Genomic DNA, 15,033 nt, shown 5'->3' with positions numbered 1-15,033 from the left:
TTCCGTTCGTAGCCGACTTGGGTAGACGCTCTTTGTGCCGGTGCATTCGCGCCGATGCATCAAGAGGAGTTCTCGCAGTGAGTACCACCCACCTGTCTACCGAGCAGCTGGCCGCACGCTGGGGCGTTACCGTCGACACGATCGAACGGTGGCGATCCGAAGGCATCGGCCCGCGCTACATCAAAGTAACCCGCGCCATCCGCTATCGCCTGAGCGATGTCGAAGCCTTCGAGGAGGTCTCGGTGCGATCACCCGAGGACACCGCGGCGTCGGCGGGAGCGCGAGCATGAGCCTCCTGCAACGCAGCGTGGACCGCTCGGCCACTGAACTCGCCGCATATGCGCCGGAGATGCTGCTTGACCTGAAGCGAGAGGCGACCGAGGCATTGGCCACCGCCAAGGCGCATGCCGACTTGGTCGACCAGGCACTGGCGCTGAAGTACAGCCAGATCGCTCGGGCGCAGCGCTTAGCCGCAGGAAAAGATGCTGGCTCGGTCACCTTCAACGATGGCCCGATCCGGATCAGTGTCGAACTGCCGAAGAAGGTCGAATGGGATCAGACCGTACTCTCGCGCATCGTCTCCCGCATCCAGGCAGCAGGCGAAGACCCTTCGGAGTTTGTCGAGGTCACTTACAGGATCAGTGAGAGCAAGTACAACGCTTGGCCCGTATCTATGCGCGCGACCTTTGATGCTGCTCGAACCCTCAAAGTCGGCAAAGCCACCTTCCGACTGTCGCTGCCGGGAGAGACCGCGTGAGCGGGTTTCCAATCATCACCGCCGATCAGCGGTTGGCCGAAACCCGCGGCGTCAAAGGCGTACTCGTCGGTCGCTGGGGCCTGGGCAAGACCTATCAGCTGTGGACGCTCGATCCGGGCAGCACTTTGTTCATCGACATCGAGGCGGGCGATTTGGCGGTGAAGGATTGGCCGGGTGACAGCTTGCGTCCCCGGACCTGGGAGGAATGTCGCGACATCGCTGTTCTCCTCGGCGGTCCGAACCCCGCGTTGCGCGATGGTCAGCCTTTTAGCCCGTGGCACTTCAATGAGGCGCGTCAGCGATTCGGCGATCCGGCCGAGTTGGCCAAGTACCGGACCCACTTCATCGATTCGATCACCGTCGCCGGTCGGCTTTGCTTGCAGTGGTGCAAGGGGCAACCGCAGGCGTTCTCCGACCGCACCAACAAGCCTGATACCCGCGGCGCCTACGGCTTGATGGGTCAGGAGATGGTTGCGTGGCTCACACACATCCAGCACAGCCGCGACAAGCATGTCTGGTTCGTCGGCATCCTCGATGAGCGCACCGACGACTTCAACCGCAAGGTCTACGAGTTGCAGATCGACGGCTCCAAGACTGGGCTGGAGTTGCCCGGCATCGTGGATGAGGTGATCACGCTGGCGGAGATCGCGCCGAGCGACGGCGCTCCGTATCGCGCCTTCATTTGCCACACCGGCAATCCGTGGGGCTTCCCCGCCAAGGACCGCTCCGGTCGTCTCGATATGGTCGAGCCACCGGACCTGGGCCGGCTCATGCGCAAGCTCGGCGCCCCCGAAGCCGCCGCCCCCGACAAAACTTCACCCGAATAGTCCGCAGGAATCCCATGTCCACCTGGAACAATTTCAACGACGCCGAGAACCCGGCGTTCTCGCTCATTCCCAAAGGCACGCTGGTCAAGGTCCGCATGACCATCAAGCCCGGCGGCTACAACGACGCCAATCAAGGTTGGCTGCATGGCTGGGCCACACGGGGCGATACCGGCGCCGTCTATCTCAACGGCGAGTTCGTCGTGATGGAAGGTAAGTACGCTCGCCGCAAGCTCTGGTCGTTGATCGGCCTGTACAGCGCGAAGGGACCGACCTGGGGCCAGATGGGACGCAGCTTCATCAAGGGTGCCCTCAACTCCGCACTCGGCCTGCACCCGGACGACATGGGCGCGACCGCTCAGGCCGGGCGCTGCATTAGCAGCTTCGGTGATCTGGACGGCCTGATCTTCGCCGCCCAAGTCGACTGGGAGAAGGACGGCTACGGCCAGGACAAGGCGGTGATCAAGATGCCGATCATGCCCGACCACCCGCAGTACAAAGAGGTGATGGGCGCCGGCTCCGCGCCGTCGACCGCGTCCTTGCCGGTATCGGCCCCTGTCCCGGCACACGTCGCGCAGGTGGCGCAAACGGCGGCCAACGCCGGCCCGGTGGCCGGTCGGCCGACGTGGGCGCAGTGAGGCGCGCGCCATGCCCACGAACCCCAACCTGCAAGACCTATATCCGAACCGCAACGGCATCTACACGCCGTTGCGAAAACTCACCAGCGCCGAAATCGAGGACCAGATCGAAGCGTGCCGGCGCTTGGCGCAGCGCCATCTCGATCACGCCGAGGCGTTGGTCGCTTATCGCGACCGCGGCTTCGATAAGTCTCGCCATGGCCGATGACGTGCTGCTGGGCCTGCGGAAAGCCCGCCCGCGGCTTCGGCCATCTGGACCTGCGCCGCCGGATCGGTGATACGCGGCGCACACCTTATCGCTGGGCGTTTTGTTCGGCCACCTGCCAGAACGCATTCCATCAACTCTACGACACCCGATGCCGGAGCGATCCGGCGTCGGCAGAGGAGCTATTGCCTGTGACACACCCACTGACCCACTACGCACAACGCGCTTGTCTGATGGCGCTAGCGTCCGTCGCCGATCGCATCGGGTTCGATGTTCCGCTGGCGCAGTACAACCAAGCGCAGGCCACCCAAGTGGTCGACGCCATTACGCAAGCCTACGAGTCCGCGATTCGCGATCAGTCGAGCCGGGCCGGCTACAAGGTCTCGCCGCCCCTGGATGGATTCGAAAACGACTCGATTCCCTTTTGATTTTGGCATGCAGTTTTTTTGGCATTTGCAACATTCCGCGTCGGAAATATGCTTGATTTCAATTCCCATGATCTGTCGGAACACGTCAGTGCGCTGATTGATGGCGCACTGGAGCGTGAGGCGGACTCGCTACCGCCGCGCGCTTACTTGGGCGCATCCAGCCTGGGCGAAGACTGCTCGCGCCGACTGCAATTCCAATTCTTCAACACGCCCAAGGACCCTGGCCGTCACTTCCCGGGCCGAGTACTGCGCGTCTTCGCGCGCGGCCACCGGGTCGAGGACTGGATGGCCGACTGGCTGCGTCAAGGCGGCTTCGACTTGCGTGCGCACAACGACCAAGGCGACCAACACGGCTTCGTTGCGGCCGGCGGCCGAGTGCGTGGACACGCCGATGGCGTGATCGTCGCCGGCCCCGATAGCTTTCGCTATCCGATGCTCTGGGAGAACAAGGCAGTCGGATTGAAGACGTTCCGCGAGCTGCAACGAAAGCGGCTCTTCGCCAGTCGCCCCGTCTACGCCACTCAGGTGGCGATGTACCAAGCCTATCTCGGGCTGCACGAACACCCCGCGCTGTTCACCGCGGTCTGCGCCGACGACATGGCGATCTACGCCGAGCGCATCCCCTTCGATCGTGGCCTGGCGCAGCGCGCGTCGGACCACGCGGTCGAGATCTTGCGGGCCTGCGATGCAGGCGAGGCGCTTCCCCGCATCAGCACCACCCCTACTCATCAAACCTGTCGGTTCTGCCCATGGCAAGACCGTTGCTGGAGTCTGCCCCATTGAAGACCTGGAACGACTTTAACGATGCACCAGCCCCGAGCGTAAGCGGACCGCCCGCAGGCCGTCATCGGGAAGAGACGCGCACCGCATTGCTGCAACGATTGCAGTCGGTGTTGATGGCCCTGTTCCCGAAGGGCAAAGCGCGACGAGGCAAATTCGCCATCGGCGATGTCGCAGGTACGGTCGGCGACAGCCTGGAAGTCGAGCTGCGCGGCAACAGGGCCGGGCTGTGGAAGGATCACGCCAGCGGTGAAGGCGGCGACGTGTTCGATCTGATCGCGGCCCATCATGGGCTGGATGCGCGGCGGGATTTCGCGAAGGTGCTCGACCAGGCGGATACGCTGCTCGGCCTAGCACCGCAATCGCCGGCGCTGTCGAAGTCCAAGCGATCCGAGCCGGCGATGGACGACCTGGGGCCGCATACCGCGCGCTGGGATTACCTGACGCCGGAAGGCGAGTTGATCGGCTGCGTGTACCGGTACGATCCGCCCGAAGGCAAGCAATACCGCCCATGGGATGCGAAGCGGCGCAAGCATCAAGCGCCCACGCCGCGACCGCTCTACAACCAACCGGGGCTGGCTGCGTCGAACGAAGCCGTTTTGGTCGAAGGCGAGAAGAGCGCCGATGCGCTGGTCGCGTTCGGCGTATGCGCTACGACGGCCATGAACGGCGCCAACGCACCGATCGACAAAACCGATTGGTCGCCACTGTGCGGCAAGCACATCCTGATCTGGCCCGATAAGGATAAACCCGGATGGGAATACGCCATGCAAGCGGCGCAGGCGGCTTTCCAGGCCGGCGCAGAATCTTGCGCGCTGATGCACCTGCCCGAGGACAAGCCGGAAGGTTGGGATGCTTACGACGCGGTGACCGAGGGCTTCGATGTGGAAGGCTTCCTGCGTGCCGGCGAGCGCACGTTCCTGCAGCCCGGCACCGATGACGCGCCGCCGCCGATAGACTTCGCCGGCCTGGACTGGAGCAGCGACGATGGCCTGGGCTTGGCATTCACCCGCCGCTACGGCGATGACTGGCGCTACTGTGCCGCGTGGGGGCAGTGGCTGAGTTGGACCGGCACCCGCTGGAACCCGGACCGAACGCTGGTGCAGCAGCATCTGGTACGCGGCGTCTGCCGAGCGGCGCAGGAATTCGCTGACCGGCCGTCGCAGCGTTCCAAACTGGCGTCGGCCTCGACGGTCAGTGGCGTTGAGCGCTTAACCCGAAGCGACCCGCGTCATGCGTCGGCTGCCGAGACCTGGGACAGCGATCTATGGTCCTTGAACACGCCGCGCGGCATCGTGGATCTGCGCTCGGGCGCGGTGCGCCGGCACGCCCGCGGCGAACACATGACAAAGCTGACGACCGCCAGCCCGGCCGGAAATTGCCCCACGTGGTGCCACTTCTTGAGTGATGTGACGGGTGGCGACCGCGCCCTGATCGATTACTTGCAGCGTGTCGTCGGGTATTGCTTGACCGGCGTGACCCGCGAGCACGCGCTGTTCTTCCTCTACGGCACCGGCGCCAACGGTAAATCGGTATTCGTCAACGTGCTGGCCACCATCCTAGGCGACTACGCGATGAATGCGCCGATGGACACGTTCATGGAGGCCCGGCATGACCGGCACCCCACCGAGTTGGCCGGATTGCGCGGTGCGCGTTTTGTTGCCGCGAGCGAAACCGAACAAGGCCGGCGATGGAACGAATCGAAGCTCAAGGCGATCACCGGTGGCGACGCGATCAGCGCGCGGTTCATGCGCCAGGACTTCTTCGAATACCGGCCGCAGTTCAAGCTCGTCATTGCCGGCAATCACAAGCCCGCAATCCGGAATGCGGATGAGGCAATGAAGCGGCGACTGCATCTTGTGCCGTTCACCGTCACCGTTCCGACGGAGCGGCGCGATGCGCGGCTCACTGAGAAGCTGCTCGCCGAGCGGGACGGAATTATCGCCTGGGCCATCGAGGGTTGCCTGCACTGGCAGCGTGAAGGGCTGCGCGCACCGAAATGCGTGATCGATGCGACCGACGAGTATTTCGAAGGTGAGGACGCGCTTGGTCACTGGATCGAAGAGCGTTGCTATGTCCATTCCCACTCGAAGGCGCTGGTGGCAGAACTGTTCAGCGACTGGCGGGACTGGGCCGACTGCAACGGCGAGTTCGCCGGCTCAGTCAAGCGCTTCTCCGACCTGCTGACCGCTCGTCAGTTCAACAAACACAAGGGGACGAAGGGTGCGCGGTACTTCCTCGGCCTGAGTCTGAAGCCAAAATCGTTCGCGCAGTTCGGAGGCGCCAGCCATGAGTGAAATCAACAACGTGGGGGGTCGGGTGGCGGACGGGGCAAAGCTGCCGGTTCCCTCTTATGTATGTGTGCGCGCGCACGTATGTGGACAAACAGGCAGCCTTGCCCCCTCTGCCACCCAGCCGACCGGAGATGACGCAGCGATCGTCCTCGCATTGGATCTCGGCTCGACCATGGGCTGGGCGCTGAGTTTCTCCGGCCAGGCCATGAGCGGCACCGAGTCATTCAAGCTGGGGCGATTCGAAGGCGGTGGTATGCGCTATCTGCGTTTCGTTCGCTGGCTCGACGACCTCATGCGCTTCACCGGTCCGATCTCGACCGTGTACTTCGAAGAAGTGCGCCGGCACAAGGGCGTGGACGCCGCGCATGCCTACGGCGGCTTCATGGCCCAGCTCACCGCGTGGTGCGAGCGGCATGCAGTGCCGTATCAAGGCGTTCCGGTCGGCACGATCAAGAAGTTCGCCACCGGCAAGGGCAATGCCAACAAGGACGCCATGATCGAAGCGGCCAAGCGTTGGGGCCACGCGCCGGCCGACGACAACGAAGCCGACGCGCTCGCCGTGCTGCATTGGGCGATCGCGCAGGAGGCCAAGCCGTGATCGCCTCCGGGTTTCGCTATCGCTCGCCGCTCGGCCAGTTCGTGCCGCAGACCCTCGATCTGGATCGGCTCAAGCGTCAGGGCTGGCGCGAACAAGGCCTGCTCGTGGTGTCGGCCGATGACACGCGCCTAGACTGGGTCGAGCGGCAGCTGTTGTCGCAGATCGCCGAACGCCTGTACGGCAAGCGGGAGAAGGTCAGTGGCTGAGTGGACGATGCAAATAGTCGCCGATCGATTCCAAGAAGCCGCAGTAACAGCGCGTCGGCTGCCGGCGGCAAAGATGCAGGGCTACGCAGCCTACTGGCCCGACATCCAGCGGCAGTCGTGGGAGGGCTACGCTGACGAGCGTATCGTCCTGCGCTTCGCCGCATCGCCCGGAGCGATTGACCGCTTCGGCGAGACCGTGCGATGGCTACGTTGGCTGGACGGACAACAACGTCGCCTGATCTGGCTGCGGGCACAGCACGTCCCATGGCGGGAGGTGTCTGCGCGCACCGGACTGATCCGCAAGACGGCATGGCGTCACTGGCAGCATGCGCTGGTGCTGGTCACTGTCCACCTCAACGGGCCGCTGCCTCGCCTGGCAGAAGCAGAATCGAGCCCAATCGAAGACTCTTGCCAATGAGTTTCGGCTTACGCCGGTTTAAACCGGCTTAAACCGGCTTAACCGGAAGTTGGGCATGTCCCAACTTCCCCGGTTTTGACCTAGCCTAGTCCCCATGCTGAGCGCGCTGTGCCATGAAGCAGCGCGATCGCTAGGGCCAGCCCGGAGTGCCTCCGCAGCCTCCTCTTCTCCGGGCTGGCCCGCCCTTTTGTGCTTCGACAACTTTGACCATCGAGCCTGGACGGATTTGCGCACTCTTAATATCTGACCGGAAAGCTGTGATGCTTCGAAGCGACGCAATGGTTGCGGTCGAGAGATGCGCGGTTTAGGCTGAAACTCCCGAACAAGCTGCCATGAGTGTCCACGGCAATGAAATCGGATAAAGAGCCAACTACAGAAAATGAAATCGCGAACTGGCTGAGCAAATCCGGGCTTCCACTCGAGATTAAAGCGCACCGTGCATTTCGAGATGCAGGTCTACATGCTCTCCATTCTCAAAGGTATGTAGATCCAGAGTCTGGTGTCGTGCGTGAAACGGATGTGGTGGCCTGGGCATTGGATGAAACGAGCGAACACATCTTGTCGGGCATTACGGCACTCTTCGTAATTGAGTGCAAAGCTTCACCAACTTCGTGGGTTGTGATTAACACAGACGATGTTGGTGTTTACAGGCGGAAAAAGTTAGATCTTGGCATCTGCGGGGATGGAGTAGGCACGATCGAGGGTGGTCTTGATTTCAAAATCGATAGCATTTCAGCCGTCGATCATGTAACGCCTTACGGGAGCATTCTCAAGCAGACGCATCAGCCAAAAAACGATCGTGAGACCGCATATGCGGCGTTGATGTCGGTCATGAAGGCCGCGTACTCATTTGCCCACAGGAGGGAACACGTCGGTAACTTTGTGTTCTCGATGCCCGTCCTTGTTGTAGAGGCACCACTTTACATCGCTAAAGCAAGGCACGACGGATCGTTTGATGTTGAGTCGTGTGATGTGGCGAATCTTCGTTGTGAAGTGTACGCGCCGGATCGCATAGAGTCGCTCGTCCGCATCGCGACTCTAGCCGGTGTCAATAAGTTGGCTCGGCACTGTTATCAGCAGGCTCAAGCTATTCATGAGGGTGTACGCACCCTGGTTGCCGCCAAAGCAGCAAGCGTTTCGCCTAGGGATGTTCCAGCACGTAGCAACATCCCCTGAATTTTCGGCTGGTCCTACCTTCAGGTCGTTCGTACGCCTAGCGTGCATTCCGAGCACAGCACACCACCGCCACGCGAGGCCCACGTGCGTCTCGCAGTGTGGCAGCGACGACGCCCCACCTTGATTGGACGCGCCCCACGTCGGCCCGCACGTCGCGCCTGTCGGTCTGAAATCGCGGGTCCTTCCCCGCCGATTCACCGAGCGGGGGGCGTAGCCGCAAAACCCCGCTAGCGTCAATGCGAACCACTAGGTTCGCACCGCGAGTTGGTTGGCAGATAGATTCTTCGTCCCAACGTACTTCCACCTCAGAACATAGAGTGGACGTTTGGGAAGTTAGATTTCAGGTTTTCTTTAGCCTCATCAGAGAGTGCTCTATACCTCTCGCCAACTTCGTGGCCGTGACTGCGAAGCTCTTCTAGACTGGGCGCTTCACCTCCTTTCGGACGAAGCGCTCGGGCCTTCTCAATTACTCCGTTGACGAACGTCTTAGCGTCAGGGTTAAGTGCATCTATCTTGTCTTTGACAAGCTGGCGGAGTTCTATACCGCGGCTCAAGACGTCGTATGAAGTCGCAGAAGCGATATTTTTTGCGTGCTGCACGTTTCGATTTGGTCCGCCTGCCATGAACGCATGGACATGCCCGGAAGCGACCTGGCTATTGCCCACCATCTTGGAACCATCGTCGCTAAGCGCGACGCTCTGACTGGCGAAGCCGCCTAACGTTCCAAGCCCCTGAATCCCCGCAGCGGGAGTCCATACGAATGCCTCGCTTAACCCAATGGATGATTGGCCGGTCCCTACGACGGCTCCATTGTCGGCAATATCAACAGCCTTTATCCACGGCCCTCCTAGAGTGCCTATGTCCAGCCCTTCCTCCTGCCCGGGGATTCCTACAGGCACCCAGACAAAGGAACGAGCCAATCCATCGTCCGTCAAATAGTTCCCGAGGACTATGCCTGCTTCATTGATATCGACGGCAATCAGTTGCTGTCGTGATACGCCGGTGCTCAGTAGGTAATCAAGATAGGTAACCGAGGTCCCATCCGACTCCCAGCGCACGGCAACCGCATCACCATCAGCGGTTTCGCACGTGCCCGCAACGCGATGACTAGAATTTATCCCGGCGACGACGCAATTGGATCCACCGGGAACTCTAGGTAGCTCAGTGGCTGCATATCCGAATAGACCCGGTTTCCAGCGAACCGCGACCGTTCCGCCGTCGCGCAGCCCACACACGCCTACGACCACAGGTTGAGCGGTGTCGTCCATGTCCGAGACGACACATTCGGTTGTGGTTGGGATCAGCGGCGGTAGTAGACCAAGCTCAGGCAGACCGGTGGGAGTGCGCGAGCCCGCCAACCAAATCACCGCAGTGGAGGAGCCATCTGCGGCGACGCTCGATCCAGCTATGACACCTGCCTGATTGATCTGCCACGCGGTGGCTTTGGCGTGATTGGGTATTGACTTAAGTTGTGTTGGCGTGGCGCCTGGAATGGACGCCGTCCACACCACAGGGAACCATTCGCCTGCGGCGCCCAGCTCGCAGTTGCCTACGATAACGCTGGCACTGTTGATATCCGTCGCGTCGCAGGGATCATTGAGGGCGAGCGCAGCTAATGGAACCGGCCCGGTTGTCGGAGCCCAGTAAGCGGGTATCAGATCTCCGTCGGTAGTACGACAGGATCCAACCGCGGCGCCAGCGTTATTGGAACTGCTGGCCAAGCATACATTTCCACCCAGCGTGCCCATATCGGCCAGTTGCGCTGAAGCCGGCGTCGGGCCTCCTACGACAATAGTAGCTAGGCAGGTGGGCCAAAAACCAGGCAAGAAGAGGCTGCGGATCATCCTTAACTCCCGAAACAGGGTGGTGAGCCAGTTGCTCGATTAATGATGTACGTCTGCCGCACCGCGTTAGTCCACGACCTGCGTCGCGGAACGCCGTATAGGGCGTATTGCTCACTAAAACTCACTACCGACCGAAGCAGCCTCACGCCATTGACGCCGGCCGGTGAGCTCTCCATGCGCCTGCCCACATCGAGTGGAAGGCGCGCAATGTTTCTTCAGAGAATCAAGTGAATCTCCATGTTGAACAGCGCCCCGTCGAGGCGCTCATTCCGTATGCGCGAAATGCGCGCACGCACTCCGATGCGCAGGTCGCGCAGATCGCTGCGAGCATCGTGGAGTTCGGATGGACGAATCCGATCTTGGTCGATGGCGAAAGCGGCATCATCGCCGGCCACGGCCGGTTGCTCGCGGCGCGCCAACTCAAGCTCGCGCAGGTGCCAGTGATCGAACTGGGGCACCTGAGCCCGGCGCAGAAGCGTGCCTACGTCATTGCCGATAACCGGCTGGCCGAGAACGCGGGCTGGGATGAGGAGTTACTGCGGCTGGAACTAGCCGAGCTGCACGACGTCGAGTTCGATCTGGACCTGCTGGGCTTCACCGAAGATGAGCTGGACGGTCTGCTCATTGATGACCACGCCGGGCTGACCGAAGACGATGAAGTGCCCGAGCCGACCGAACATACAATATCGCGTAAAGGCGACGTCTGGATCTGCGGCAGCCATAAGGTGCTGTGCGGAGACGCCACCAGTGCCGACGACTACGCGGCGCTGCTGGGCGAAGAGCTGGTCGACATGACGTTCACTGACCCGCCGTACAACGTCGACTACGCTAATAACCCGAAAGACAAGCTGCGCGGCAAGCACCGCCCGATCCTCAACGACAACCTGGGGTCCGACTTCGGCGCGTTCCTTCAGGCCGCATGCCAGCAGATCCTGGCGGTGACAAAAGGCGCTATCTATATGGCCATGTCATCGTCCGAATTGGATCGCTTGCAGGAAGCGTTCCGCGCGGCAGGTGGGCGCTGGTCCACCTTCATCATCTGGGCAAAGAACAAATTCACGATGGGTCACGCCGATTACCAGCGGCAGTACGAACCCATCCTCTACGGCTGGCGCGAGGGCAACGACCGGTTCTGGTGCGGCGCGCGTGATCAAGGCGACGTTTGGTTCATCGACCGCACGAGTAAGAACGACCTACATCCGACTATGAAGCCGGTGGCGCTTGTTGAACGAGCGATCGTCAACAGCAGCAAGTCTCGCGACCTCATTCTCGATCCGTTCGGCGGATCTGGGACCACAATGATTGCCTGCGAGAAGACCGGTCGCCGCGCGTGTCTGATGGAACTTGAGCCTAGGTACGTGGATGTGATCGTTCGGCGATGGCAGGAGTTCAGTGGTCAGCAGGCAACGCGGGCTCGCGATGGCACTGCATTCTTGGAAGTCCAGTCCGAGGAAGATCACGAAAATAGGCCCCCAGCGGTTTAGCTAGGAGCCTAGGATTGAAGCAATTTAGTTCATGAGTGCCATAACGCCCCACGCACAGATACACGCCAAGATTGGTCCGCCCCCTATAAACCCGGCAGCAAAGGCACCTACGACTTTGCCAACTTGCAGCAGGTCGCGCCAGAACCCCATGGGCGACACTCGCCCGTCCTCAAAGTTGGAAAGGAAAGCTAGCCCGTGTCTTGCAGCGCTTAAGGCTCCCAGTATCTTCATGTCCTGCTCGGACCTTCCAAGTTCATTAATCGCCTGCGTTTCCAGTCGCGATAATTGACTGAACATTTCCTCGAAAGACTTCGAAGTCTGCAGAACATTATCGAGCGATACGACGTATGAGAATTGCTTGTCCGTAAATTGCTCACGGATGGGAGCTAGTTGCTGCGCCACCGGCGCGAGAGGGTCGGATGGTAGCGCAGCCAGCGTCTGCGAAACGAACTGATCGATCGGCATACCCGGATCGTATCCACATCGCTCAACTAACGAGCGCGTTGCCGCGTCAACGGTAGCTGGGCGCGCTTCTAAAACACAAGCCAGATAGGCGACAGAGGCTGCCCCCGAGTCGTCCATCGGGTTTTGTGCGTGAACAGGCGAAGAAGCAATTGTTGAAAGAAAAAAAATAAGGACCGCGGCCACTTGAGAAATCCAGCTGAGTGAAGCACTCCGCGGAGCGGCAGTTTTCGTTTCAGGCGCAAACGCCAAAGGCAAGTCTTGCAGCATTGTTCTCTCCTTGATTTATACGCGCTCCTGGCCATGAGTCATTTCATGGCGACCACAGGGTGCCACTCCGAAGATCCTGGTTCTGGGACGATTATCACGGGGACTATCACTTTTGAGGCCGCTAGTTGAAGTTGGTGTACTACAACGAGATCGATCCATACCTATGCCAGTGGCTCAGAAATCTCATGGACGCCGGACTCATCCCGGCTGGCGATATCGATGACCGAGACATCAGATCTGTTTCCGCAGACGATCTGCACGGTTACGGCCAATGCCACTTCTTCGCCGGCCTCGGTGGCTTCCCCTACGCCTGCCGTCTCGCCGGCTGGCCCGACGACGAAGAAATCTGGACGGGCGGCTTCCCGTGCCAGCCGTTCAGCGTCGCGGGACGACAGCGCGCGCAGAAGGACGACCGTCACCTCTGGCCGGAGCTGCATCGCCTTATTGCATCCGCGCGACCCGCTGCATTCCTGGGCGAAAACGTTACTGGCCTCATCGCGCTGGCGCTCGACGGAGTTCTGTCTGATCTGGAGGCCGAAGGCTACGCCAGCCGGGCGGTTGTTGTTCCAGCTTGTGCCGTCAACGCCCCGCATCGGCGCGACCGGGTCTGGATCGTCGGGCGCCGTCTGGCCGACCGCGACGGCGAACGACCCGGAGAAACGCGGCGACTTTGCGGCCGAGCGACGCAATGGCCTGCCGGGTGTGGTGAAGGCGGTCTGGAGCACGCCGCGCGCGAGCGACGGCGCGAAGGGCAGTCCCGGCCAGCGGTTCGGCAGCGGGACCATGTTGCCGTTGCCGGCACAGGCTGTTTGGGCGACGCCGACGACGCGGGATCACAAAGACGCATCGAGCATTGGCAGCGCACCGGAGAATGCGTTGCTTGGACGACAAGTCAAACCCTCGCCGGCCGGCGGATACCTGAATCCGGAATTCGTCTTCTGGCTCATGGGATACCCGCCAGAATTCCTCGCCTGCGCGCCGCCGGCAACGCGATCGTCCCGCAAGTCGCCGTCGAGATCCTACATGCGATGAGGTCGTGACGTAATCGATAATTGTGCTGCGGGATCATGATTGTATGTGGGCGATAAATCTTATCAGTGATGTCTAGACAGGCAGCGAACTAACCAGACTCAAGTAGCCGCCCGTAGCACGCGGGTATGCCTATTAGACTGGATCAATCCGAAGAGGTTGTTTAACGAGTTAGCGATGCTCGTGCTTAGCGCCTCCGCGTGCTCCGAGCGAATGGTGCATGTCGCGCCACCCCAAAAGGTGTCCGTCGCGTAGCAGGTCGATATTGAATTGCTCGATCGGCCTGTTCGACAGTCAGGCAACAACTTATTAAGTGGTTTCGCAGTCGTCGCCCGCTGAATCGTTGTTGCTGCGCTGGTCCTCGACGAAGGCGAGTAGGACGAGTACCAGGTCGGCGAGCAAGAGGGCGGTGTGCATGCTAGGGTTCCGGGGCCGGGAACGCATGAATGCTCTCTTTCTCTGAGGAAGCAAACGGAGCGGGGATAGTCGCCACGCTTGCATTCGCGACAGTAGATAGCAGTCCGAGTCCCGGTTTTGGCAATCTACGGCGTCTGGATTAACACAGTCGTCACGATCATTCCGCAGCCTTCAAACTTCACTCGAAAGGAGCACGTATGAAGATGAACAAGTATCGCGCCGTCGGCGCTGCGTTTCTGATGTCGATCGTGTTCAGTGGTGCCGCCCTTGCGGCCCGGCATCACTACCAAGTTATCGGCGAGGGCTACGGCCACGACCGCGATCAAGCGTACGAAGCCGCATCGTACTACGCGTACCAAGCTTGCTACTTGGGATGGGGGGAATCCACTCAGGAAGAGACGATCCTCGTCGAAGAGTTTCAGCCGGCGACGGGCTATTGGTACGTCAAGCTGTCGCAAGGCTGCTTTTCGGACGACTAAGCCGAGTGCGGTCAGCGTGATGCAAACGGCGAACCGGGCACCGCCCGGCTCGCCATCGGCTTACTCGTCGGCGCCGAGTTGCTTGGTCTTGGGCTGGATGCGGTAGACCCGCTCCTCCTTTCCTTGCTTAGTAGAGCTCAGTACGTAGCCCTTCTTGCGGACGGTGCCGGCAAAGAACCCGCGCACGGAGTGTTGCTGCCATTCGGTGGCCTCCATCACCTGGGCAATGGTCGCCCCCTGGGGACGCAGCAGCAGGCCGACAACTTGGTCCAGCTTGCTCTGCGCGCGCTTCACGGGCGGATTGGGCGTGTTGGCCTCGGCGCAATCGAAGCGGCCAGCAGTTTCATCGTTCGGGCCAAGATCGGAAGCGACCGTCGCGTCGGCGTCGTTGATCGCGTCGGCATCGGCATCGGCATCGGCAACAGAATCGTCGTTGCTGACCATGTCGCTGCCGGTCCTTTCGTAGTCGCCCGCTTCTTCCGCGTTAGCGACTTCCGGTAGCTGGTGACCCACGGCTTCGTATCCGGCGTCGGTGAGCGCGTAGCCCGAGCCATCAGCGGCAATCAGATCCTCACGCAGCAAGCCGCGTACCACCGCCGCGCGCGCGCCGCCCTTGAGGTTATCAGGGTAGCTCTCGATACGGCCTTGGGTATCGATGGCGAGGAGGATCAGGGCGCGCTGGCTGTCGGTGATCTTGATCATGGGAATTTCCTTTTGATTGGAT

18 protein-coding genes are annotated in these 15,033 nt (G+C 61.1%); 14 read left to right on the top strand and 4 right to left on the bottom strand.

Annotated elements, in window-relative coordinates:
• Positions 1–77 precede the first annotated feature (77 nt).
• The 12 genes from ASD86_RS10845 to ASD86_RS26665 all read left to right on the top strand — a co-directional run bounded on the left by ASD86_RS10845 (position 78) and on the right by ASD86_RS26665 (position 8,324).
• The gene (locus ASD86_RS10845; protein WP_056110243.1) at positions 78–290 is read left to right on the top strand and encodes a helix-turn-helix domain-containing protein; all 213 of its coding nucleotides are present in this window, start codon (positions 78–80) and stop codon (positions 288–290) included.
• A complete protein-coding gene (locus tag ASD86_RS10840; protein ID WP_056110241.1) occupies positions 287–757 on the top strand; it encodes a hypothetical protein in 471 nt (156 codons plus the stop codon). Before ASD86_RS10845 ends, ASD86_RS10840 begins: the two co-directional genes overlap by 4 nt.
• The gene (locus ASD86_RS10835) at positions 754–1,584 is read left to right on the top strand and encodes an ATP-binding protein (RefSeq protein WP_056110239.1); all 831 of its coding nucleotides are present in this window, start codon (positions 754–756) and stop codon (positions 1,582–1,584) included. The genes ASD86_RS10840 and ASD86_RS10835 overlap by 4 nt, the downstream gene beginning before the upstream one ends.
• A gap of 14 nt (positions 1,585–1,598) precedes the next feature.
• The gene (locus ASD86_RS10830) at positions 1,599–2,219 is read left to right on the top strand and encodes a hypothetical protein (RefSeq protein ID WP_056110238.1); all 621 of its coding nucleotides are present in this window, start codon (positions 1,599–1,601) and stop codon (positions 2,217–2,219) included.
• 10 nt (positions 2,220–2,229) lie between these two features.
• The gene (locus tag ASD86_RS10825) at positions 2,230–2,427 is read left to right on the top strand and encodes a hypothetical protein (RefSeq protein ID WP_056110235.1); all 198 of its coding nucleotides are present in this window, start codon (positions 2,230–2,232) and stop codon (positions 2,425–2,427) included.
• Positions 2,424–2,852: a DUF6511 domain-containing protein gene (locus tag ASD86_RS27235; protein ID WP_162253652.1), complete on the top strand. Its 429-nt coding sequence runs from the start codon at positions 2,424–2,426 to the stop codon at positions 2,850–2,852. The genes ASD86_RS10825 and ASD86_RS27235 overlap by 4 nt, the downstream gene beginning before the upstream one ends.
• 48 nt (positions 2,853–2,900) lie before the next feature.
• The gene (locus tag ASD86_RS10815; RefSeq protein ID WP_056110231.1) at positions 2,901–3,635 is read left to right on the top strand and encodes a hypothetical protein; all 735 of its coding nucleotides are present in this window, start codon (positions 2,901–2,903) and stop codon (positions 3,633–3,635) included.
• Complete coding sequence (locus ASD86_RS10810; protein WP_235567719.1) at positions 3,632–5,929, top strand: phage/plasmid primase, P4 family; 2,298 nt, start codon at positions 3,632–3,634, stop codon at positions 5,927–5,929. The genes ASD86_RS10815 and ASD86_RS10810 overlap by 4 nt, the downstream gene beginning before the upstream one ends.
• Positions 5,922–6,524 carry a hypothetical protein gene (locus tag ASD86_RS10805; RefSeq protein ID WP_235567717.1) on the top strand — a complete coding sequence of 201 codons (603 nt, stop codon included), beginning with the start codon at positions 5,922–5,924 and terminating at the stop codon, positions 6,522–6,524. Before ASD86_RS10810 ends, ASD86_RS10805 begins: the two co-directional genes overlap by 8 nt.
• The gene (locus tag ASD86_RS10800) at positions 6,521–6,730 is read left to right on the top strand and encodes a hypothetical protein (protein ID WP_056110225.1); all 210 of its coding nucleotides are present in this window, start codon (positions 6,521–6,523) and stop codon (positions 6,728–6,730) included. The genes ASD86_RS10805 and ASD86_RS10800 overlap by 4 nt, the downstream gene beginning before the upstream one ends.
• Before the next feature lie 7 nt (positions 6,731–6,737).
• Positions 6,738–7,148: a DUF6362 family protein gene (locus ASD86_RS10795; RefSeq protein ID WP_200957231.1), complete on the top strand. Its 411-nt coding sequence runs from the start codon at positions 6,738–6,740 to the stop codon at positions 7,146–7,148.
• Positions 7,149–7,496: 348 nt separating this feature from the next.
• Positions 7,497–8,324 (top strand): hypothetical protein, encoded by an 828-nt coding sequence (locus ASD86_RS26665; protein WP_157476482.1) that lies wholly within the window; start codon positions 7,497–7,499, stop codon positions 8,322–8,324.
• Positions 8,325–8,629: 305 nt separating this feature from the next.
• Here the strand turns inward: ASD86_RS26665 and ASD86_RS25925 are convergent, their stop codons facing one another.
• A complete protein-coding gene (locus ASD86_RS25925; RefSeq protein WP_082578254.1) occupies positions 8,630–10,168 on the bottom strand; it encodes a hypothetical protein in 1,539 nt (512 codons plus the stop codon).
• 227 nt (positions 10,169–10,395) lie between these two features.
• On the opposite strand from ASD86_RS25925, the gene ASD86_RS10790 reads away from it, so the two are divergent.
• On the top strand, positions 10,396–11,652 hold the full coding sequence (locus ASD86_RS10790; protein ID WP_056110221.1) for a site-specific DNA-methyltransferase: 1,257 nt from the start codon (positions 10,396–10,398) through the stop codon (positions 11,650–11,652).
• A 24-nt stretch (positions 11,653–11,676) separates the two neighbouring features.
• On the opposite strand, the gene ASD86_RS26660 is transcribed toward ASD86_RS10790, so the two are convergent.
• Both ASD86_RS26660 and ASD86_RS27770 read right to left on the bottom strand, forming a co-directional pair.
• On the bottom strand, positions 11,677–12,384 hold the full coding sequence (locus ASD86_RS26660; protein ID WP_157476480.1) for a hypothetical protein: 708 nt from the start codon (positions 12,382–12,384) through the stop codon (positions 11,677–11,679).
• 161 nt (positions 12,385–12,545) lie between these two features.
• A complete protein-coding gene (locus tag ASD86_RS27770; RefSeq protein ID WP_056110217.1) occupies positions 12,546–13,169 on the bottom strand; it encodes a hypothetical protein in 624 nt (207 codons plus the stop codon).
• A gap of 858 nt (positions 13,170–14,027) precedes the next feature.
• Here ASD86_RS27770 and ASD86_RS10775 point away from each other — a divergent pair.
• On the top strand, positions 14,028–14,309 hold the full coding sequence (locus tag ASD86_RS10775) for a hypothetical protein (RefSeq protein WP_056110215.1): 282 nt from the start codon (positions 14,028–14,030) through the stop codon (positions 14,307–14,309).
• A gap of 60 nt (positions 14,310–14,369) precedes the next feature.
• On the opposite strand, the gene ASD86_RS10770 is transcribed toward ASD86_RS10775, so the two are convergent.
• Positions 14,370–15,011, bottom strand: coding sequence for a DUF3489 domain-containing protein (locus ASD86_RS10770; protein WP_056110212.1), 642 nt, complete (start codon positions 15,009–15,011; stop codon positions 14,370–14,372).
• Between the last annotated feature and the right edge of the window lie 22 nt (positions 15,012–15,033).

Source organism: Lysobacter sp. Root690 (assembly GCF_001427785.1).
Taxonomy (GTDB): domain Bacteria; phylum Pseudomonadota; class Gammaproteobacteria; order Xanthomonadales; family Xanthomonadaceae; genus Lysobacter.
The sequence above is the reverse complement of the archived record's forward strand: the minus strand, read 5'-3'. Positions and strand labels throughout refer to the sequence as shown.